Annotated in this window: 18 protein-coding genes; 15 read left to right on the forward strand and 3 right to left on the reverse strand. The window is 38.0% G+C overall.

Going from position 1 to position 21,969, the window contains the following annotated elements; all coding sequences use genetic code 11:
• Positions 1-11: 11 nt before the first annotated feature.
• The gene (locus B045_RS0108890; protein WP_025883431.1) at positions 12-3,293 is read right to left on the reverse strand and encodes a SusC/RagA family TonB-linked outer membrane protein; all 3,282 of its coding nucleotides are present in this window, start codon (positions 3,291-3,293) and stop codon (positions 12-14) included.
• Between the two features lie 494 nt (positions 3,294-3,787).
• Here B045_RS0108890 and B045_RS0108895 point away from each other — a divergent pair, with 494 nt between their 5' ends.
• The 15 genes from B045_RS0108895 to B045_RS0108965 all read left to right on the forward strand — a co-directional run bounded on the left by B045_RS0108895 (position 3,788) and on the right by B045_RS0108965 (position 20,342).
• Positions 3,788-5,068 (forward strand): acetylxylan esterase, encoded by a 1,281-nt coding sequence (locus B045_RS0108895; RefSeq protein ID WP_018463921.1) that lies wholly within the window; start codon positions 3,788-3,790, stop codon positions 5,066-5,068.
• 28 nt (positions 5,069-5,096) lie between these two features.
• The gene (locus B045_RS0108900; RefSeq protein ID WP_018463922.1) at positions 5,097-6,152 is read left to right on the forward strand and encodes a glycoside hydrolase family 26 protein; all 1,056 of its coding nucleotides are present in this window, start codon (positions 5,097-5,099) and stop codon (positions 6,150-6,152) included.
• 18 nt (positions 6,153-6,170) lie between these two features.
• Complete coding sequence (locus B045_RS0108905; protein WP_018463923.1) at positions 6,171-7,334, forward strand: glycoside hydrolase family 130 protein; 1,164 nt, start codon at positions 6,171-6,173, stop codon at positions 7,332-7,334.
• Between the two features lie 89 nt (positions 7,335-7,423).
• Positions 7,424-8,806: an MFS transporter gene (locus B045_RS0108910; RefSeq protein ID WP_018463924.1), complete on the forward strand. Its 1,383-nt coding sequence runs from the start codon at positions 7,424-7,426 to the stop codon at positions 8,804-8,806.
• The gene (locus tag B045_RS0108915; protein WP_018463925.1) at positions 8,806-9,987 is read left to right on the forward strand and encodes an AGE family epimerase/isomerase; all 1,182 of its coding nucleotides are present in this window, start codon (positions 8,806-8,808) and stop codon (positions 9,985-9,987) included. The genes B045_RS0108910 and B045_RS0108915 overlap by 1 nt, the downstream gene beginning before the upstream one ends.
• 147 nt (positions 9,988-10,134) lie before the next feature.
• Positions 10,135-10,485 carry an NADH-quinone oxidoreductase subunit A gene (locus B045_RS0108920; protein WP_018463926.1) on the forward strand — a complete coding sequence of 117 codons (351 nt, stop codon included), beginning with the start codon at positions 10,135-10,137 and terminating at the stop codon, positions 10,483-10,485.
• Positions 10,476-11,198 (forward strand): NADH-quinone oxidoreductase subunit B, encoded by a 723-nt coding sequence (locus B045_RS0108925; RefSeq protein WP_018463927.1) that lies wholly within the window; start codon positions 10,476-10,478, stop codon positions 11,196-11,198. The genes B045_RS0108920 and B045_RS0108925 overlap by 10 nt, the downstream gene beginning before the upstream one ends.
• Positions 11,199-11,212: 14 nt before the next feature.
• On the forward strand, positions 11,213-12,784 hold the full coding sequence (locus B045_RS0108930; RefSeq protein WP_025883436.1) for an NADH-quinone oxidoreductase subunit D-related protein: 1,572 nt from the start codon (positions 11,213-11,215) through the stop codon (positions 12,782-12,784).
• Between the two features lie 3 nt (positions 12,785-12,787).
• Entirely contained in the window at positions 12,788-13,873 is a 1,086-nt protein-coding gene (nuoH, locus tag B045_RS0108935) for an NADH-quinone oxidoreductase subunit NuoH (RefSeq protein WP_025883438.1), read from the forward strand.
• Between the two features lie 38 nt (positions 13,874-13,911).
• Positions 13,912-14,445 carry a 4Fe-4S dicluster domain-containing protein gene (locus tag B045_RS0108940; RefSeq protein WP_018463930.1) on the forward strand — a complete coding sequence of 178 codons (534 nt, stop codon included), beginning with the start codon at positions 13,912-13,914 and terminating at the stop codon, positions 14,443-14,445.
• A gap of 6 nt (positions 14,446-14,451) precedes the next feature.
• A complete protein-coding gene (locus tag B045_RS0108945; RefSeq protein WP_025883441.1) occupies positions 14,452-14,973 on the forward strand; it encodes an NADH-quinone oxidoreductase subunit J family protein in 522 nt (173 codons plus the stop codon).
• Positions 14,970-15,281 carry an NADH-quinone oxidoreductase subunit NuoK gene (gene nuoK / locus B045_RS0108950; RefSeq protein ID WP_018463932.1) on the forward strand — a complete coding sequence of 104 codons (312 nt, stop codon included), beginning with the start codon at positions 14,970-14,972 and terminating at the stop codon, positions 15,279-15,281. Before B045_RS0108945 ends, nuoK begins: the two co-directional genes overlap by 4 nt.
• A 5-nt stretch (positions 15,282-15,286) precedes the next feature.
• Positions 15,287-17,269: an NADH-quinone oxidoreductase subunit L gene (gene nuoL / locus B045_RS0108955; RefSeq protein WP_018463933.1), complete on the forward strand. Its 1,983-nt coding sequence runs from the start codon at positions 15,287-15,289 to the stop codon at positions 17,267-17,269.
• Between the two features lie 36 nt (positions 17,270-17,305).
• Positions 17,306-18,808, forward strand: a complete 1,503-nt coding sequence (locus tag B045_RS0108960) for a complex I subunit 4 family protein (RefSeq protein ID WP_025883444.1) — start codon at positions 17,306-17,308, stop codon at positions 18,806-18,808.
• A gap of 34 nt (positions 18,809-18,842) precedes the next feature.
• Positions 18,843-20,342 (forward strand): NADH-quinone oxidoreductase subunit N, encoded by a 1,500-nt coding sequence (locus B045_RS0108965; protein WP_081618616.1) that lies wholly within the window; start codon positions 18,843-18,845, stop codon positions 20,340-20,342.
• A gap of 74 nt (positions 20,343-20,416) precedes the next feature.
• Here B045_RS0108965 and rd read toward each other — a convergent pair whose 3' ends face one another.
• The gene (gene rd / locus B045_RS0108970) at positions 20,417-20,578 is read right to left on the reverse strand and encodes a rubredoxin (protein WP_018463936.1); all 162 of its coding nucleotides are present in this window, start codon (positions 20,576-20,578) and stop codon (positions 20,417-20,419) included.
• A 27-nt stretch (positions 20,579-20,605) separates the two neighbouring features.
• A complete protein-coding gene (locus B045_RS0108975) occupies positions 20,606-21,799 on the reverse strand; it encodes an anaerobic nitric oxide reductase flavorubredoxin (RefSeq protein ID WP_018463937.1) in 1,194 nt (397 codons plus the stop codon).
• Positions 21,800-21,969 lie beyond the last annotated feature (170 nt).

Here is a 21,969-nt window from a genome sequence, read left to right on the forward strand (position 1 = left end):
TATTTAGGTTTTTAGAATGATGCATTCAGGCCGAAAGTAAATGATGTTGGTGATGGGTAACGACCGTTATCAAGACCGAATACATTTGCACTGGCTGTAGAAAGACCAATTTCAGGATCGTAACCATCATATCCTGTGATTGTAAACAGGTTGGTTGCATTTAATGTAAGACGAAGGTTTGTGAGACCTATCTTCTGAATTAGTTTCTTGTCGAATGTGTATCCTAGAGTTACACTCTTTAGGCGCAGATAAGATCCGTTCTCTATATAACGGCTGCTGAAAGCATCGTTATCGTTAGGGTCGTTGATAGAAGCGCGTGGCAGTGATGCATCTGGATTAGAAACTATTACATTTGATATGTTATCATACCAAGAGCCTGTTACGTTACCATCTGTGGCTGTGAGTCTGGCGCGATTGTTAATGTCTGCAAGTTGGTTAGTCCAAGGACTGTTCATATGAGTAAGTTTCAACTTCAGGTAGTTGGCAACCTTATTGCCTACATTACCATTGATAAACAAGTTGAGGTCAAAGTTCTTATAGCGTATAGTATTGTTCCAACCAAATGTCCATTTTGGAAGTGGTGAACCAATATTTGTTTTATCTTTTTCATCAATAATGCCGTCACCATTTACGTCTTTATACTTTAAATCTCCAACATAAGTAGTATTTGTGCGACTATATTTGGTTGGGTCTGTGCTCCAAGACTTCTTTCCGCTTGCATCTGTTATAATAGGGTTGTTCTTTTGAAGCGTATTTACAGGTGAGTTAAGAATATCCTGGAAGTTCTGATAAACGCCTTCAACCTCATATCCATAGAAACCATAAAGACTTTCGCCTGGAGTCGTACGACTTACAACGTCTGACCACTGACCGTAACCAAGTAGGGCAGTACTTCCAGCAAGACTCTTTAATTTATTTCGGTTAATAGAGACATTAACCTCAGAATCCCATTCAAAGTCCTTATTTACAATAGGCTTTGTGTTAAGAGCGAGCTCAATACCATGGTTTTCAATGTTACCATAGTTTCCGTAAGGAGCGGCAAGAGCAGATGAAGAGTTACCACTTGTACCCATAATAGAAGGCAGGATAAGTTGCATAAGCATATTCTTAGATTCCTTCTTATACCAGTCTACTGTGAAATTGATACGATTGTTGAGTATACCAAGATCAAGACCTACGTTCCACTGATCTTGAGTTTCCCACTGGATGTCGAGGTTTTTCAGGTTTTGTGGACGGTATGAAGTTCCTAGACCAGTGTCCATAACAGACATTGCTGAACCCCATTTGTAACCACCGATATTGGAGTTACCAGTTTGTCCCCAACCAATACGTAACTTACCGTTGCTTAGCCAGTCACCAGCAATATCTTGAATGAACTTCTCATTAGAGAAACGCCATGCAAGGGCTACAGAATGGAAACCAGCCCAACGCTTGTTAGGACCGAAGTTTGAACTTCCATCATAACGATATGTATATGTACCGAGATAACGGTCATTGTAGTTGTATGTTTCACGAGTGAAGAAAGAGGCCATAGAAGAACTTCCCCAACCTTCTCCAATCTGTGGGGTACCTGAACCTAATGCAGGGTTGTGTACTATATCGTTTGGCAGGTTGGTGTTGAAAATAGAGGTATAGTCATAGTTTGATTCCCAACATTCTTGACCAAGCATAGCAGTTATACCGTGCTTGCCAAACTGCATGTTATAAGTAAGGTAGTTGCTTAATGACCAATAGTTATTGCTATTTTTCTGAATACGACCTTGGTTCTGTGCTCTTATCCATGTTCCAAGGTTTACCATTGGATTATACGTATCAGCTTTTGATGCACCGATATCATAACCTAATTGTATGTGCCAAGTAAGATTTTTGATAGGGGTAATATCCGCAAAAATACTACCGTTAAGACTTTGGCGATCTAATAGAATATCATCTAACATCGCAAGAGCGATTGGGTTTGGATTGGTAAATCCTTCCTTTGAAACACTAGAATAACCACCATCGATGTTATAAATTTGGATATCAGGAGGTGTTGTCAGTGAGTAGTTGATAAGACCTTCGTCGCTATCTGCAAGTTTCAGACTTTCTGAAGTCTTTGAATATGTTGCGTTAAGACCAAGTTTAAACCATTTTTTTAGTTGTGCTGTGAGGTTTACACGGAAAGAGTAGCGGTTGAAATTACTACCGATGATTGTTCCGTCTTGATCTGTGTAACTACCAGAAACGTAGTAGTTGATCTTATCTGTTCCGCCTTCAGCACTAATTTGGTGCTGCTGTTGCCATGCCGTATGGAAGATGGCATCTTGCCAGTTAGTTCCCTTACCTAAAATAGAAGGATCACTATATGTTTTATCTGGTTTTGAAATTTCACCTTGAGCAGCCATGTCGTTATAAAATTCTGCAAATTCTCTTAAGTTGAGAATGTCAAGGCGTTTGTTTTGGCGTGATGCTGTAACACTTCCGCTGTAAGTGAACTTTGCTTCACCAGCTTTACCTTTTTTAGTTGTTATAAGTACAACGCCGTTTGCACCCTGAGCACCATAAATAGCGGTGGCAGAAGCATCTTTTAAAACTTCAATGCTAACAATATCTGCAGGGTTTAGAAGTGATAAAGGAGAAATGGTTGAATGTGAACCATTACCAAGAGCGTCTCCTAGTCCAAGGCTAGCGCCACTGTTACTTTGTGATTGAAATATTACTCCGTCAACAACATATAATGGATCAGCACCTGCATTGATAGTTGCATTACCACGGATGCTAACAGAAATGGCAGAGCCAGGAGCGCCAGATGTTCGAACAGCATCAACACCGGCTATACGTCCTTGGAAACTTTGGTCTATATTTGTCATAGGTGCAGACTTAAGGGTCTTCTCATCCAATGAAGCAGATGCGCCAGCAAGGTCGCTTTTCTTCATAGTACCATAACCTACAACGACAACCTCTTGTAGGGAGTGGTTGTCTTCAGAAAGAGTTACTTTAAGATTATTTTCGTTTCCTAATTTAATAGTGCGTGTGATATACCCTATATAGGAAACCTCAATAGTGGCATTGGCTGGTGCATAGAGGACGAAGTTACCGTCGATATCGGTAATAGCTCCTGCGCTGCTGCCTTTAACCTTTACAGTTGCACCGATTATTGGGCCTTGAGAGTCAGACACGGTACCTGTGATTTTTTTAGTCTGTTGCACAGCCATAGACATAGTTGTGGCTTTGGCTGCTAAAGTTTGCGGAGAATAACCTAGGAGTCCTAGACTACAGAAACCCGCAAGCAACGTTACTTTACAGTTTGAATTCATACATTATTGGTTTTTGGTTACAGCACTTTCGTGCTTTTGTTTTTAGGTTTAAATAAATTCTTAATAAGCAAGTTCTTATATGCTTTCAATGTTACTTATGTTATGATTTTCTTTTCCATAATTAGATTTTAGTTATAATGTTTTATAGTCGTAAAGATTATCGGTTGCAAATATACACATTAATATTAATTGCTTTTTGACTTTAATTGCTTATTGTTGATACTTTTTTGCTTAATCGTGAAATAATTTAAATTTGATTCTATATACATATTATATAATAGTATTAATCGTCTTAATTCAATTTTGGTAATATGTAATTTGTTTATATAAACTAAAAAGGACTGTTTTGTCTTAAAACGTTATAATTGTAATTAATCCATGTACTGCATGAAAGTTGAAGTAATGAGCAAAAAAGTATCAAACATATATTGAAATATTGTATATCTTTGCAAATGTAATTTTCAATCTGTTTTAAGTTTATTTTAAAAACCAAAATGAAAAAGCTGTTATTCTTTTTATTCGGACTATTTAGTATGTTATCTGTTTCTGGTCAAATTCGCGGAAACAATATAGTTGTCATGGTTCAGCCAGATCATAATGAATGGAACTATGTCGTCGGAGAAACGGTAGTTTTTAAAGTTAGTGTATTGAAATCTAGTACACTTGTTAATAATGTAAGTGTTTCTTATGAGGCTGGTCCAGTGATGTATCCTGATGTTAAGAAAAACGTAGTGCTTCAAAACGGAACTATGACATTCAGTGGAAAAATGAATGTTCCTGGATTTTATCGTCTTAAAGTTATAGCAAACGTAAACGGCAAGGAATATGAAGGACTTTGCACTGCTGGTTTTTCTCCGGAAAAACTAATTCCTTATGCGCATGAGCCAAAGGATTTTGATGTTTTTTGGACTAAAGCACTTAAAGAAGCAAGACTTAATGACCTGAATCCAACAAAGAGACTTTTGCCTGAACGTTGTACTGTAGACGATGATGTATATGAAATAAGTTATGTGAATAATGCGAGCAACAGTAGAATATATGGAATATTGTCTGTTCCTGTAAAACAAGGTAAATACCCTGCGTTGCTTAGAGTACCCGGAGCAGGAGTTAGACCTTATAGTGGGGATACATATACAGCCCCAGGTAAAGCTATAGTACTGGAAATTGGTATACATGGTATTCCTGTCACGATGCAACAGAGTGTGTATGATAATCTGCTTAGTGGTGCACTTAATAATTATTGGGATACAAATATTGACAATCCTGACAAAAATTATTATAAACGTGTGGTTACAGGTGCCGTGCGTGGTGTTGATTATATAGCGTCATTGCCTCAATGGGACGGAAAAACTATAGGTGTGACTGGTGCAAGTCAGGGAGGTTTCCTTTCATTAGCTGTTGCTGCATTGGATAAACGCATTACATTTCTAGGTGTAGTGCATGACGCTATGTGTGATTACTCGGCTGAAGTGCATGGAGTAGCAGGTGGTTGGCCACATTATTTTTATAAGAATACTGATAAATTATTAAATGATAAAGTAGATGCTAGTATGTATTATGATGGTGTCAATTTTGCAAAAAGAATTAACGTTCCTGGATGGTATTCTTTTGGATATAATGACGAAGTTGTGCCTCCGACATCATCTTATGGACTTTATAATATTGTTAAAGCTCCAAAGATATTGAGTGTGTATCAGCAGACTGGTCATTACTGGTATCAGGAACAATGGGATGAATGGCAGAATTTTATAAAAGAACACTTAAATGTGAAATGATATAGGTCTTAATAACTAAATTTTGATTATGAAGAGATTTACAATTCTTAATGCAATATTTTTCCTAGCTCTTGGAGTGAATGCTAATACACCTGCATACAAATTAATTAAACGCCTTAAAACTTTGCAAAAGGCTGGTATAATGATAGGACATCAAGATGATCCAGTGTATGGAAAAACTTGGAAATGGGATCTAGGTAAATCAGATGTCTTGTCTGTTACTGGTGATTATCCTGCAGTTATGGGGTTCGATTTAGGTGAGATCGAATTAGGTCACACGAAGAATCTAGACAAAGTTTCATTTGATAGAATGCGTAATGAAATAATAGCACAATATAAACGAGGTGGAATTATAACCTTGAGCTGGCATCCACATAATCCTGTTACAGGTAAATCAGCATGGGATACAACTGGTAATGCTGTTAAAGAGATTTTTCCAGAAGGAAGTATGTATTCAAAATTTGATGGCTGGTTGAAGGTCGTTGCAGAGTTTATTAATTCATTAAAGACAGAAGATGGCATTAAGATACCTGTGATATTTCGTCCTTGGCATGAAATGAGTGGTGGTTGGTTTTGGTGGGGTAAAGGTGGTTTTACATCCGAAGAATATAAAAGATTATACATGCTGACACACGATAAACTTGAAAAGGAATATCATTGTGATAATATTGTATGGGCATTCTCTCCAAATAGTGGATATAATGATTTCATGAAATATTACCCAGGAAGCAGTTATGTTGATATTTTGGGGGTAGATTTATACGAGTTTGACAAGGACAATGCAAAATATCAGAAGAGTCTGAAACATGATTTGGACGAGATAACACAAATAGGTAAGAAGGAAAAGAAAATAGTAGCTCTAACAGAAACAGGTTGTCAACAATTGCCTTATGCTGATTGGTTTACAAATACATTATGGACTGTGCTGAAAAATTATAAATTAAGTTATGTTTTGTTTTGGCGAAATGCTTGGGATAATGAGAAAGAACTTTATATTTCATATCCAGGACATTTAACAGAGACAGATTTTAAAAAGTTTTATGACATAAAGCAAACTTTATTTGTAAAAGATATAGATAAATAAAATAAACAAGATATAATTATGAATAGCTTTCAAGAAAAGGTTATATCACTGCGTGAACAACACGAACAGTTGATAACAAAAGCAAATGAACCAGAAGAGTTTGGAAACGGAATTTATATAAGGTATAAAAATCCAATACTAACCGCTGAGCACACCCCTTTGGAATGGCGTTATGATTTTAATGAAAAGGATAATCCATATTTGATGCAGCGCATAATTATGAATGCTACTCTGAATAGTGGTGCTATAAAATGGAAGGGGAAATATCTACTTGTAGTGCGTGTTGAAGGTGCTGATAGAAAAAGTTTCTTCGCTGTTGCGGAGAGTCCTAACGGAGTGGATAACTTTAGATTTTGGGAAGAACCTATAACTATGCCAGATGATGTTGTTCCTGCAACCAACATTTATGATATGCGACTTACTGCACATGAAGATGGATATATTTATGGAGTTTTTTGTGCTGAACGTCATGATGATTCGCAGCCAGAAGATTTAAGTGCAGCTACTGCAACAGCCGCTATTGCACGTACAAAAGATCTCAAAAGTTGGGAACGCTTACCTGATTTGAAAACAAAATGCCAACAGCGCAATGTTGTATTGCATCCAGAGTTCGTTGATGGTAAATATGCTTTTTATACACGTCCGCAGGATGGGTTTATTGATACTGGTTCAGGTGGAGGTATTGGTTGGGCTCTTGTTGATGATATTACTAATGCAGTTATTACAGATGAAAAAATAATTAACTTCCGCCATTATCATACAATTATGGAAGTAAAGAATGGCGAAGGTCCTCATCCAATAAAAACCAGTCGTGGATGGCTTCATCTTGCGCATGGTGTGCGTGGATGTGCTTCTGGATTGCGTTATGTATTATATATGTATATGACAGCACTTGATGACCCAACAAAGGTTATAGCAAAGCCTGGTGGTTATTTTCTTGTTCCTAAAGGTAAGGAATATATTGGCGATGTAATGAATGTTGTTTTCGCTAATGGTTGGATTGCCGATGAAGACGGTAAAGTCTTTATATATTATGCAAGTTCTGACACTCGCATGCATGTCGCTGTTTCTACAATAGACAAACTTGTAGACTATTGTCTAAACACACCTGAAGACGGTCTTACGACAAGTGCTTCTGTTGAGGCAATAAAGAAGCTTATTGCTAAGAATAAAAAACTTTAATATTTAATCCATAAGTTATGTAGAGTTATCTAATTTTTATTATATTTGCAATTCTGTGTAATTTATGGATTTATTTAATTAATAACCTAATGACAAAATCTAAACTAATTGAGAAAATAGGATATGGCTTTGGTGACATGTCTAGTAGTATGTTTTGGAAGATATTTTCTTATTATCTACCAATTTTTTATAGTGACGTATTCGGACTGTCACTTGGCGCCACAGCAACACTGATGTTGGTTACCCGTATCTGGGACGCTATATTAGATCCGATGATGGGTATTCTTGCAGACCGTACACAGACTAAATGGGGTAAGTATCGTCCTTACTTGTTGTGGTTCGCTGCTCCTTTCGCAGTATGTGGAGTGTTCTTATTTACAACACCTCATCTGGGAGAAACAGGCAAACTAATATGGGCTTATGTTACATATATACTCATGATGACAGTCTATACAGGTATTAATGTTCCTTATGGTTCAATGCTTGGAGTATTAACAAATGATTCCGACGAAAAGACTGTATTCTCTAGCTTTAGAATGTTTTTTGCTTATGCAGGTTCATTTATAGCTTTGTTTGCTTGGGAACCTCTTTGCGATTTGTTTAAGGCGCATGGTTGTGCAGAAACAGGTGCATGGCAAGGGGCTATGATCGTAATTGCTGTTTTCTGCTTTCTCTTATTCCTATTATGTTTTAGAATTACTAAAGAGCATATTAAGGTCGAAGCTACATCTCTTGGTTCTGATGTTTCTTCTCTGTTGAGAAACTCTCCTTGGTGGTTACTGACGGCTGCTGCTCTGTGTTCAAACTTGTTTAATACTGTACGTGGTGCAACTGTAGCTTATTATTTTAAGTATTATATAGGTGAAAATATTCATATAAATTTAGGTATTGGAAGCTTCTTGTTCTTTGCAGGTTTATTCCTTGCAGTAGGTGAAGTTTGTAATATGGCAGGAGTCGTTATGGCTGTTCCTATTAGCCGAAGAATAGGTAAGCGCAGTACTTTTGCGGTTTCTTGTATAGGAATGGCTGTTCTTAGCTGCTTGTTCTTCTATTTGCCGTGTACAAATGTAGGCTTCATTACAATGCTGTTATTGCAAATCCTTATATCAATCTGTACAGGAATAATCTCTCCTCTTATTTGGAGCATGTATGCAGACGTTGCTGATTTTGCTGCTGTAAAGGACCATACATCTTCAACAGGACTTATATTCTCATCAGGATCTATGGCACAGAAGTTTGGTGGTGCTATTGCAGGAAGTGCAGTCCTATGGTTGTTTGCTGCATTTGGATTAGTTCCAAATGCATTGCATCAGACAGACAGCGCTATTCTTGGAATGAAACTAACCATGAGTTACATACCTGCAGCTGTTGCTGTTCTTATGGTTGTAATTATGTTTGTTTATCCGTTAACAAAGAGCAAGATGAAACAAATCAATGCTAAGTTAAAGGATATACGTAAAATCGAAGATTAATGGATAGCTTTAAACAAACAATGCAGGATGTTCTAGAAAATAACATCCTGCGTTATTGGATTGACGATGTTACTGATAATGTCAACGGTGGATATTATGGTAGGGTAGACGGTCATGATGTTGTTCATGCTGATGCTGATAAGGGTGCCATAATGAATGCTAGAATTCTATGGAGTTTTTCTGCAGCATATAGAGTACTTGGAAAGAAAGAGTATCTTGATGCAGCAACTCGTGCACGAGATTACATATTAGACCATTTCATTGATAAGGAGTTTGGTGGTGTATTCTGGTCTTTAGATTATAAAGGTAATCCATTGGATTGTAAAAAGCAGACTTATGCCATCGGCTTTACTATATATGGTTTAAGTGAATATGTTCGCGCAACTGGTGACAAGAGATCTCTTGAAGTAGCTATATCATTATATAATGACATAGAAAAATATGCTTTTGATGCAGATAATAATGGTTATATAGAAGCTCTTACTCGAGACTGGAAACCGATTGAAGATATGCGTTTGAGTGATAAAGATGAGAATGGGAGCAGAACAATGAATACTCATTTACATATTATAGAGCCTTACACCAATCTTTATCGTGTGTGGAAAGATAAAAAATTGGAACAGAATATGCGTAACTTACTTCATATCTTTACCGACAAATTGCTAAACAAAGAAACTTATCATCTGGACTTGTTTTTTGATGATAAATGGGAAGGAAAGCGAAACATTGAGAGTTATGGACATGATATTGAGGCTAGTTGGCTTTTGCATGAATCTGCATTAGTTCTTGATGATAAAAAATTATTAAGGAAAATCGAACCTATAATAAGAAAAATAGCCGTTGCGGCAGATGAAGGATTGCGTTCTGATGGGAGCATGATATACGAGCATTGGAAAGATGTTGATAGCTATGATATGCAGAGGCAATGGTGGGTGCAATGTGAAAATATTATAGGGCACATGAATATATATCAATATTTTAGAGAGGAAACATCTCTGGGGATAGCTGTAAGATGCTGGTCGTTTATACAAAAGAATCTTGTTGATTGGGACAACGGAGAATGGCATTGGGCAAAACTTGATGATGGAACTTTGAATATTCTAGATGATAAAGCTGGTTTCTGGAAATGTCCTTATCATAACAGTAGAATGTGCCTTGAACTTATAGAGCGTCGGTTTTAATACCGGTGCTTTTTTTTATTTATGTGCCCTTTTTTTTGTTAATATAGCGTAATATTTATAATATTATTGCTAACTTTGCAAACGCTTTGGGCAGATTAGCTATCCGCCTTAGTATAAGCAGATTATTATAATAACGTTATAGATTTTATGTATTTTACTTTATTCATTACCGTTTTGATAACGGCTGTGTTCTTGGTATTGGCATCTTATGTCATTGCTAAGCTTATCGGTCCGCGTTCTTATAATCCGGTAAAGGGTGAACCATTTGAGTGTGGTATCCCTACTCGCGGCTCTTCTTGGCTGCCAGTACACATTGGATATTACCTTTTTGCCATCCTTTTCCTGATGTTTGACATTGAGACCGTATTTCTCTATCCATGGGCAGTCGTTGTTAGACAATTTGGGCCAATGGCTTTAGTTAGTATTGGTTTCTTCTTGGTAGTATTAGTATTTGGCTTGGCTTATGCCTGGCGGAAAGGAGCGTTGGAATGGAAGTAAGAAAACCTCACATTAAGAGTATTCCTTATGACGAGTTCAAGGATAATGACACTCTTGGAAAAATTACGCAGGAATTAAACGAAGGCGGAGTAAATGTTGTGCTTGGTTCTTTGGATCAGGCCATTAACTGGGGACGAAGTAATTCTCTTTGGTCACTTACTTTTGGTACTTCATGTTGTGGAATTGAGTTTATGGCTGTCGGCTGTGCACGTTACGACTTCTCTCGCTTCGGCTTTGAGGTGACTCGTAACTCTCCACGTCAAGCAGACTTAATTATGTGTGCCGGTACTATTACCAATAAAATGGCACCAGTATTTAAGCGCTTGTATGATGAGATCGCAGAACCTAAGTATGTTGTAGCTGTTGGAGGTTGTACCATTAGTGGTGGACCTTTCAAGAAAAGCTATAATGTAGTTCGTGGTATTGACGAGCTTGTTCCAGTGGATGTTTACATCCCAGGGTGCCCTCCACGTCCAGAAGCCATTCTTTATGGTATGATGCAATTGCAGCGTAAGGTTAAGGTTGAAAAGTTCTTTGGTGGCGCAAACCATAAGATGACAAAGGAGGAACGTGAACTATCTTTAAGTAAGGGTGGCTTACGTGGAATCAGCAATGAGGTCCTAACTTCAACTGAGAAACTTGGAAAGAAAACTCCTATCATCGTAACAGATGTCCCTGAAGATTTCGATCCAAATAAAGAGCTAACTGACTAATAAGGTACAAGAAAATGAAACTAAATAATATAGAACTCAATTTCGATAACTTTGCTTCTGAAATGGCAAAGTTGAAGAACGAGAAGCATTTCGATTACCTTGTTACCATTATTGGTGAAGACTTTGGTGAAGAAGGTCTCGGATGTATCTACATTCTTGAAAATACAGATACTCATGAGCGCTGCTCTGTTAGAACTATTGGTAAGAAGGTTGGCGATGATGTAGTTATTCCAACAACACTTAATCTTTGGAATGCTGCTAATTTGTTAGAGCGTGAAGTATTTGATTTCTTGGGAATAAAGTTCTTGGGACATCCAGATATGCGTCGCCTGTTCCTTCGTACGGATTTCAATGGTTATCCTCTTCGTAAGGACTTTGATGAGAGCCCTGAGAATAATAAGTTCCCTGTTACAGACGAACCTGAATCAGATTTCACTACAGAATGGAATCTTGATAGAAGTGGTAATCTTGTAGCTACACAGCATCGTCTTTTTGATGAAGATGATTTCGTTGTAAATATGGGACCTAACCACCCTAGTATGCACGGTGTGTTACGTTTGCAGACTGTTGTAGACGGTGAGACCATCAAGGGAGTATATCCACATTTAGGATATATTCATCGTGGTATGGAGAAGATGTGTGAAAGCATGACTTACCCTCAGTCTCTAGCATTAACAGATCGTTTGAATTATCTTTGTGCGATGATGCAGCGTCATGCATTAGTGGGCGTTATAGAAGAAGGTATGGGAATAGAACTCTCAGACCGTATTTTGTATATCCGTACTATAATGGATGAGTTGCAGCGTATAAATAATCACTTGTTGTTCCTTGGTACATGTGCACAGGATTTAAGTGCTTTGACTGCATTCCTTTATTGTATGCGTGATCGTGAGCATGTCTTGAATGTAATGGAAGAGACAACTGGTGGTAGACTTATACAAAATTATTATCGTATAGGTGGTCTCCAGGATGATATCGATCCAAATTTTGTACAGAACACAAAAACACTTTGTAAATATCTGCGCCCTATGGTTCAGGAATACATGGACGTGTTTGGTGATAATGTAATTACACATCAGCGTTTGGAAGGTGTTGGTCCTATGGGTCTTGACGATTGTATTAATTATGCTCTTACAGGTCCTGCAGGACGTGCAGCTGGATGGCATAATGATGTTCGTAAAAATCATCCTTATGGTGTATATGATAAGGTGAAATTTGACGAAATAACTCTTACTGGAGCTGATTCAATGGCTCGCTACATTGTTCATATAAAGGAAATATATCAGAGTTTAGACATTATAGAACAGCTCATTGATAATATTCCTGAAGGTGAATTCTATATCAAGCAGAAGCCTATCATTAAGGTTCCTGAAGGCCAATGGTTCTTCTCTGTAGAAGGTGGAGCTGGTGAATTTGGAGTTTATCTCGACTCTCATGGTGATAAGAGCCCTTATCGTTTGAAGATGCGCCCAATGGGATTGACCTTGACAGGTGCATTTGACAAGATGCTTCGTGGACAGAAGATTGCTGACTTGGTAGCAACTGGTGCTGCAATTGATTTCGTAATTCCTGATATTGATAGATAAATTATGTTTGATTTTAGTATAGTAACAAAATGGTTCGATGCACTCCTTAGTCAGACTTTGGGGTTGCCTAGTTTCTGGACCATTCTTATTGAGTGCGTACTCATCGGACTTTTAGTCTTGACAGCTTATGCGCTTATTTGTATCGTACTGATTTTTATGGAACGTAAGGTTTGTGCTTATTTCCAGTGCCGTGTAGGTCCTATGCGTGTAGGCCCTTGGGGTATATTTCAGGTGTTTGCAGATGTTTTGAAGATGCTCATAAAAGAAATCTTCACAGTAGATAAGTCTGATAAACTTTTATATGCGATAGCTCCGTTCCTTGTAATGATTGCTTCTGTTGGTACATTCTCTTTCCTTCCTTGGAATAAGGGTATGCATATTTTGGATTTCAACGTAGGTATTTTCTTGGTTACAGCAATTAGTTCAATTGGTGTACTAGGTGTATTCCTTGCTGGTTGGGGTTCTAACAACAAGTATTCTGTTGTATCAGCAATGCGTGCTGCTGTACAGATGATCTCTTATGAGGTTTCTTTAGGTTTATGTCTGATTTGCGCAGTCATTCTTACAGGTACAATGCAGATGAGTGGTATTATAGAGGCTCAGACTGGTCCTTGGAAGTGGCTTGTTATTCAGGGTCATATTCCAGCAATCATAGCTTTCGTAGTATTCCTTATCGCTGGTAATGCTGAGGCTAATCGTGGTCCATTTGACTTGGGTGAAGCTGAAAGTGAGTTGACTGCTGGTTACCATACAGAGTATTCTGGTATGGGCTTTGGTTATTATTACCTTGCAGAGTATTTGAATCTATTTGTTATATCAGGACTTGCGAGTGCCGTCTTCCTCGGAGGTTGGGCACCATTGAACGTAGGTATTACCGGATTTGACAATTTGATGAATATAATACCAGGTTTCGTTTGGTTCTTCGGTAAGACATTTATGTTGGTATGGATTCTTATGTGGGTCCGTTGGACATTCCCTCGTCTTAGAATTGATAATCTTCTGAAACTGGAATGGAAATATCTCATGCCTTTAATGCTAATCGTGCTTGTTCTTACAACTTGCTGTGTTGCATTTGGTTTGACTTTTTAATCCGCATAGGCAATAGAATATAAATATTGAATAATAAAATGGAAAATAATAAATCATATTTCGGTGAAATAGGAGCTGCAATCAAAACTCTTGCTACTGGTATGAAAGTTACTCTAATAGAGTACTTTACTCCAAAGATAACAGAGCAGTATCCTGAGAACCGCAAGACTACCCTCCATGTTGCTCAGCGTCATCGTGGCCGTCTCGTTTTCAAGAGAAATGAGGACGAAAGCCATAACTGTGTTGCTTGTACAATGTGCGAGAAAGCTTGTCCAAATGATACAATCAAGATTACAGCTCACATGGAGGAAGATCCTGAGACTGGTCGCAAAAAGAAAAAGCTGGATGATTATCAGTATGATCTTGGCGACTGTATGTTTTGTCAGCTGTGTGTTAATGCTTGTAACTTTGATGCGATTGAATTTACAAATGATTTTGAGAATTCTGTATTCGACCGCACTAAGTTGGTATGTCATCTTGACAAAGAAGTATATAAAGGTGGTAGCCTTCCAAACATCCTTGATGGTGGTGCACCTTTGACTATCGGTAAGTTTAACACTAAAACCAAGTAATAGATTATGGCAAATTTAGTTATGTTTTGCATTTTGGCTGTAGTCATTCTTGGATCAGCCGTAATGTGTGTAATAACAAAGCGAATAATAAGGGCAGCTACATTTTTGCTCTTCGTTTTGTTTGGTGTTGCAGGAATTTATTTCCTACTAGACTACACATACCTGGGTGCCGCTCAGATTTCTGTTTATGCCGGAGGTATCACTGTTATGTATATCTTTGCTATTCAGCTTGTTTCTAAGCGTTCACTTCAAGGACTTATTGAGCGTGTCAAGGGTAGCCGTGTAATAAGCGGTTTGCTTTTATCGCTTGTAGGTCTTGCTACTGTAGGTGTAGTTTTAATTAAGAATAATTTTATCAATGCTGCTGCTCAGGTTACTGATACAGAAGTTCCTATGGATCAAATTGGTACAGCCCTTCTTGGAAGTGGTAAGTATCAGTATGTACTTCCATTCGAGTTCATTTCAGTATTTCTTTTGGCATGTATCATTGGAGGTATAATGATTGCACGAAAGGAGGACAAGAAATGAATATCCCTGTAGAATATTTTATAGCACTTAGTACACTGCTTTTCTTTATCGGAGTGTTTGGCTTTGTTACGCGTCGTAACCTTGTAGCTATGCTTATCTCTATAGAATTAATATTGAATTCTGTAGATATAAATTTTGCAGTCTTCAACCGCATTCTTTTCCCAGCACAGTTTGAAGGTTTCTTCTTCACATTGTTCTCTATCGGAGTAAGTGCTGCTGAGACAGCCGTGGCTTTGGCCATTATTATTAATGTTTACCGTAACTATCACAGTGACCAGGTGAACAGTATTGAAAACATGAAATTCTAAAAGAAATGGAATACAGTTATGCATTTTTAATACTTCTTCTACCATTCTTGAGCTTCTTGGTTCTTGGTCTTTGTGGTATGAAGATGAAAAAGCCGGTTGCCGGTTTTATCGGTACTATAATGTTGGGTAGCCTTTTCGCTATGTCATTGTATACTGCGTATGAGTATTTCTTTGTTATAGGAAGGGATGCTGCTACTGGTTTATACCCGACAGTTACCGTATTTAATTTTACTTGGTTGAAATTTACCGAACTTCTTACTTTCAACATAGGTTTCCGTCTTACTCCAATAAGCGTAATGATGTTGATCGTTATCACAACGGTAAGTTTTATGGTCCATATTTACAGTTTCGGCTATATGGCTGAGCGTGATGACAAGTATAAGTTTGAAGAATACGAACATGGTTTCCAGCGTTTCTATGCTTATCTTTCTTTGTTCACCATGAGTATGCTTGGACTTGTTGTAGCTACAAACATTTTCCAGATGTATATGTTCTGGGAGTTGGTTGGTGTATGTTCTTATTTGTTGATTGGATTTTATTATCCTAAGCATTCAGCCGTACACGCTTCAAAGAAAGCTTTCATCGTTACTCGTTTCGCAGACTTGTTCTTCTTGATAGGAATCTTGTTCTTTAGCTACTATGTCGGAACATTTAATTACGACATGAATGCTAACCCTGAGCTTATCGGTAAGTTAGCTTCTGTTGCTGCTAAATATTCTTGGTTGTTGCCTTCTGCATTATTCTTAATGTTTATTGGTGGTGCTGGTAAGAGTGCGATGTTCCCATTGCATATTTGGTTGCCAGACGCTATGGAAGGTCCTACTCCAGTATCTGCGTTGATTCATGCTGCAACTATGGTTGTTGCTGGTGTTTACCAGGTAGCAAGTCTTTTCCCAATCTGGGTTCAATATGCTCCTAATCAACTTCATTGGGTAGCTTACATTGCTGCTTTTACTTCGTTCTATGCAGCTGCTGTTGCTTGTTGCCAGAGCGATATCAAGCGTGGTCTTGCATTCTCAACTATATCACAGATTGCTTATATGTTGGTTGCACTTGGCGTAAGTTATGCTGTCGACAATCATGAAGGTGGTTTGGGTTACATGGCAGGTATGTTCCACTTGTTCACACATGCTATGTTCAAGGCTTTGTTGTTCCTTTGCTCTGGTGCTATTATTGTCATCATTGGAAGCAACTTTAAGCAGTACATGGGCGGACTTCATAAGTATATGCCTATTACAAACATTTGTTTCCTTATCGGTTGTATCGCCATTAGTGGTGTATGGCCATTGGCAGGATTCTTCTCAAAGGATGAAATTGTTTCAGCTTGTTTTGAGTTCTCTCCATTCATGGGATGGTTTATGACTCTTGTATCAGGTATGACAGCATTCTATATGTTCCGCTTGTATTATGTTATTTTCTGGGGACAGAGCTATTATGAGCTTGATCCAGAGAATCGCAAGAAGCCAGGTGAGGTTCCTTTCGTTATGTGGGGACCATTGGTATTCCTTGCAATAGTATCAATATTTGCTGGTTGGATTCCTTTTGGACATTTCGTTTCAGCTACTGGTCAGAGTATGGAGATTGGATTGCAGCATTTTGAGTTTACAAGTGTTGCGTGGTTCAGTTTGTTGGCTGCTGCCATTGGTATTGGTCTTGCAACATGGATGTATCTTCCAAAGAACAATCCTGTTCCTGATATGCTTGCTAAGAAAATGCCTAGACTTCACAAGGCAGCTCTCAATCGTTTTTATATTGATGACGCTTGGCAGTTCTTTACTCATAAAATCGTGTTTGGTTGTTTCTCTAAGCCTATTGCTTGGTTTGACCGCCATGTTATCGATGGTACTTTTAACTTCATGGCATGGAGTGCTCAGGAAGCCGGTGAGACTATTCGTCCATGGCAGAGTGGCGACGTTCGTTCTTATGCTGCATGGTTCCTTACTGGTACTGTAGCTTTGACTCTGATTTTGCTTTGCATTCTCAGCTAATGAATAATGAAGATTTAATAAAGAATAAATAGAAAAATGAGTATATTAACATTATTCGTAGTAATTCCGGTACTTATGCTTGTTGGTCTTTGGTTAGCAAAGAATGACAATCAAGTACGTGGTGTGATGGTTGTTGGAGCCTCTGCATTGCTTGGTCTTGCAATATGGCTTACTATCACTTTCATTCAGATGCGTCATGCGGGTAATACCGAACTGATGCTGTTTACCTATAGCACACCTTGGTTTGCACCTCTTAATATAGCATATAGTGTTGGTGTTGACGGTATTTCTGTTGTGATGCTATTGCTTTCTGCAGTTATCGTTTTCACAGGTACTTTTGCATCATGGCAGTTAGAACCTATGAAGAAAGAATATTTCCTCTGGTTTGTTCTTCTTAGTATTGGTGTTTTCGGTTTCTTCATATCAACCGATCTCTTTACGATGTTCATGTTCTATGAAGTTGCTCTTATCCCAATGTACCTTCTTATTGGTGTTTGGGGTACAGGTCCTAAGGAATATGCTGCAATGAAGCTTACCCTTATGCTTATGGGTGGTAGTGCTCTTTTGATTCTCGGTATTCTCGGAATATATTATTTTAGTGGTGCAACAACAATGAATATTAATGAAATTGCCGCTTTACATAATATACCAGTAGCAGTTCAGAAGGTATTCTTCCCATTCATATTTATTGGTTTTGGTGTACTTGGTGCATTGTTCCCATTCCATACATGGTCTCCTGACGGTCATGCTTCAGCCCCAACGGCTGTATCAATGCTTCACGCAGGTGTACTTATGAAACTTGGTGGTTACGGATGCTTCCGTATTGCAATGTACTTGTTGCCTGAGGCAGCTCAGCAACTATCATGGATATTCCTAGTACTTACAACATGTTCTGTCGTATATGGTGCGCTCGCTGCATGTGTACAGACTGACTTGAAATATATCAATGCTTATTCATCAGTATCACACTGTGGTATGGTGCTCTTCGCATTGTGTATGATGACACAGACTGCAATTACAGGTGCTGTGCTTCAGATGCTTTCACATGGTCTTATGACAGCATTGTTCTTCGCTTGTATCGGTATGATTTATCACCGTGCCGGAACTCGAGACGTACGTTATCTTGGTGGTTTGATGAAAGTTCTTCCATTCCTTTCTGTATCTTATGTTATAGCAGGTTTGGCTAACTTAGGTCTACCAGGTTTCTCTGGTTTCGTTGCAGAGATGACAATCTTCGTAGGTTCATTCCAGAATGCAGATACGTTCCATCGTGTATGTACGATAATCGCTTGTACATCAATTGTTGTAACTGCCGTTTACATTCTTCGTGTTGTTGGTAAGATTCTTTTCCAGAAGGTACCAAACAAGAAGTTCTTTGAACTTCACGATGCAACATGGGATGAGAGATTAGCAATTGGAGGTCTTATCTTCTGTGTTGCAGGTCTTGGTTTGTTCCCACTTTGGGCAAGTAATGTAATCAGTGGTGCTGTTGCTCCAATTATCAATCATATTATGAGCACTACAGCAGCTGCTCTGTAATGTAGATTTTAATAATTAAGATTAAAGATTTATTATGAATATAGATTATAGTCAATTTTTAAATATGATACCAGAAGTCACTTTGATGGCTCTTTTGGTAATCGTCTTCATTGCAGACTTTGCTACATCACAGCGAGCTGTAATACCTACTTCTAATGGAGAGGCTAACAGTTCTTCACGTGCATGGTTTAATCCTTTGGTTTGTCTGCTAATGGCAGCACATATTGTGATAAATATATTCCCAACAACAGCTTCTGTAGCTTTTGGTGGAATGTATTATACAAACCCTTCTGTTGGTGTTATCAAGACCATCCTTGCTTTAGGAGCATTGATTGTATTGATACAAAGTCGTGAGTGGATACAGCGTCCTGATACACAATTCAAAGAAGGAGAGTTCTACATTCTTATTGCTTCAACTCTTCTTGGCATGAACATGATGGTTAGTGCAAATCACTTCCTTCTATTCTTCTTAGGACTTGAAATGGCATCTATTCCAATGGCTTGTTTAGTAGGTCTTGATAAGTATCGTCATAATTCTGCTGAGTCAGCTGCTAAGTTCGTTCTTACTGCAGCCTTCTCAAGTGGCATCATGCTCTATGGTATTTCATTTATCTATGGAGCTATGGGTACTTTGTATTTTGATGATATCGCAGCTAAGATTACAGCTACACCTCTTACTATAATGGGTATGGTATTCTTCTTTAGTGGACTTGGTTTCAAGATTTCTTTGGTACCATTCCATTTCTGGACAGCTGATACCTATCAGGGTGCGCCAACAACTATCACTGGTTATCTTTCTGTTGTTAGTAAGGGTGCGGCAGCATTTGCTCTTTGTTCTATCTTGATCAAGGTATTTGGTCCTATGGTAGAATATTGGCAGTATATGTTGTTTATAGTTGTTGTTCTTTCAATTACTATTGCCAACTTGTTTGCTATTCGTCAGAGAGACCTTAAGCGTTTCATGGCTTTCAGTTCTATCTCTCAGGCTGGTTACATCGTTCTAGCTATCGTTGGCAACTCAGCAATGAGTTATACAACTCTTAGCTTCTATGTTCTTGTCTATGTTGTAGCCAATATGGCTGTCTTCTCTGTTATCAGTAGCATTGAGGAACATAATAATGGAACAGTTGATATGGAGAGCTATAATGGTCTTTATAAGACCAATCCAAAGCTTGCGTTTCTTATGACAATTGCTTTGTTCTCTCTTGGTGGTATTCCTCCATTTGCAGGTATGTTCAGCAAGTTCTTTGTTTTCATGTCTGCTGTTAAGGGTGCATCTTTATCTACAACATCAGGTGTTCTGGCTTATTCAGTGGTATTCATCGCATTGATTAATACTGTGATAAGTCTTTACTACTATTTGTTGATTGTAAAGGCAATGTATATCAAACCAAATGAAAAACCTCTTCCTTGGTTTAAGAGCGCAAACAGCACTAAGTTGGCTCTTGCAATCTGCACAGCCGGAATAATCATGTTTGGTGTATTCAGCATGGTTTATTCATGGATAGACAGTGCTTCTATAGCTTCAATGTAATCTACAGATATAACATAACAAAAAATCCCAATGTTCATTATGAGCATTGGGATTTTTATTTGTTAGTTTATTAATTACTTCTGTACTTGGAAATCATCTTTTGTTACTCCGCATACTGGACATGTCCAGTCATCTGGAAGATCTTCAAATGATGTACCAGGAGCTATTCCAGTATCTGGATCTCCTACCGCTGGGTCGTATACGTAGTCGCATACATCGCAAACATACTTTTCCATGTTGTTAAATTTTAAATTGTTAATAATCTATTTTGTTGCTTTTGCAAATTCTTTACCATATTCAGTGCAGTCATCCAAGTCTTTCACGTCTGGAACCCATTGTTTCTTTATTCCATCGTTAACGATTTCAAATCCTGCTTCCTGCAAGTGTGCGGTAATCATTTTTGGAGCATCACCGTTCCAGCCATAAGAACCAAACGCTGCAGCTTTCTTTCCTTTATATTTTATTCCGCGAGCCATTTCCAATATACCGGCAATTGCATACGAATAACCGTTGTTTATTGTTGGTGAACCAACTAATATGGCTTTAGACTGGAAAATCTCTGTAAGAATATCATTCTTGTCAATCTGTGAGGCATTGAACAACTTTACAGTCACATCTTTGTCTACTTCCTGAATACCATCAGCAATTGCTTCACCCATCTTACGTGTAGATTGCCACATCGTATCATAGATAATTGTAATCTGGTTTTCTTTATATTCGTTACACCAATCAATGTATTTGTCAATAATCTGTTTAGGATTATCTTTCCAGATAATACCGTGGCTAGGGCAGATCATCTTAATAGTAAGATTCATACCGATAAGCTCTTTCACCTTTCTGCTCACCATCATACTGAATGGGTTAATGATGTTAGCGTAGTATTTCTGAGCTTCCCACATCAAGTCATCCTGCTTCACAGTATCGTTGTATAGTGATTCTGTTGCAAAGTGCTGACCGAAGGCATCATTAGAGAATAATATATTCTCTCCAGAAAGATAGCTGAACATTGTGTCAGGCCAGTGAAGCATTGGTGCTTCTATGAATGTAAGGGTATTCTGTCCTAAATTAAGAGTATCACCAGTTTTTACGTTTACAAAGTTCCAGTCTTGTGGATGATAGTGACCACGAATAATAGATTCACCTTTCTTTGTACAATAAATTGGTGTGCCTGGAATCTCACGCATTAATTCTACCAATGCACCACTATGATCAATCTCGTTATGATTCATTACAATGTAATCAATCTTTTTCAGATCTATAGTTTTCTTTAGTCTTGCTACAAATTCCTTATCATAAGGTTGCCATACTGTGTCGATAAGTGCAGTCTTTTCATCCTGAATAAGGTAAGCGTTATAACTGGAACCATGCATTGTGGAGAGTTCGTCTCCGTGGAATTTGGTAAGCTCCCAATCTATCTTACCAACCCAAGATACTTTATTTGTGATTTGTTTTGCCATTATCTTTTTGTTTAATATCCTACTTTTTTATACACGCAAAGATATGAATTATCTTTTTCTTGGTGTAAACTAAACTTAAATATTTGCTTTAATTTAACTATCTTTATCAAAAAGTACAAATCTACAGAAAAACGAACGATTTTTGCTGTTTTGAATCAGTTTTATTCCGT

Source organism: Segatella paludivivens DSM 17968 = JCM 13650 (genome assembly GCF_000373185.1).
Taxonomy (GTDB): domain Bacteria; phylum Bacteroidota; class Bacteroidia; order Bacteroidales; family Bacteroidaceae; genus Prevotella; species Prevotella paludivivens.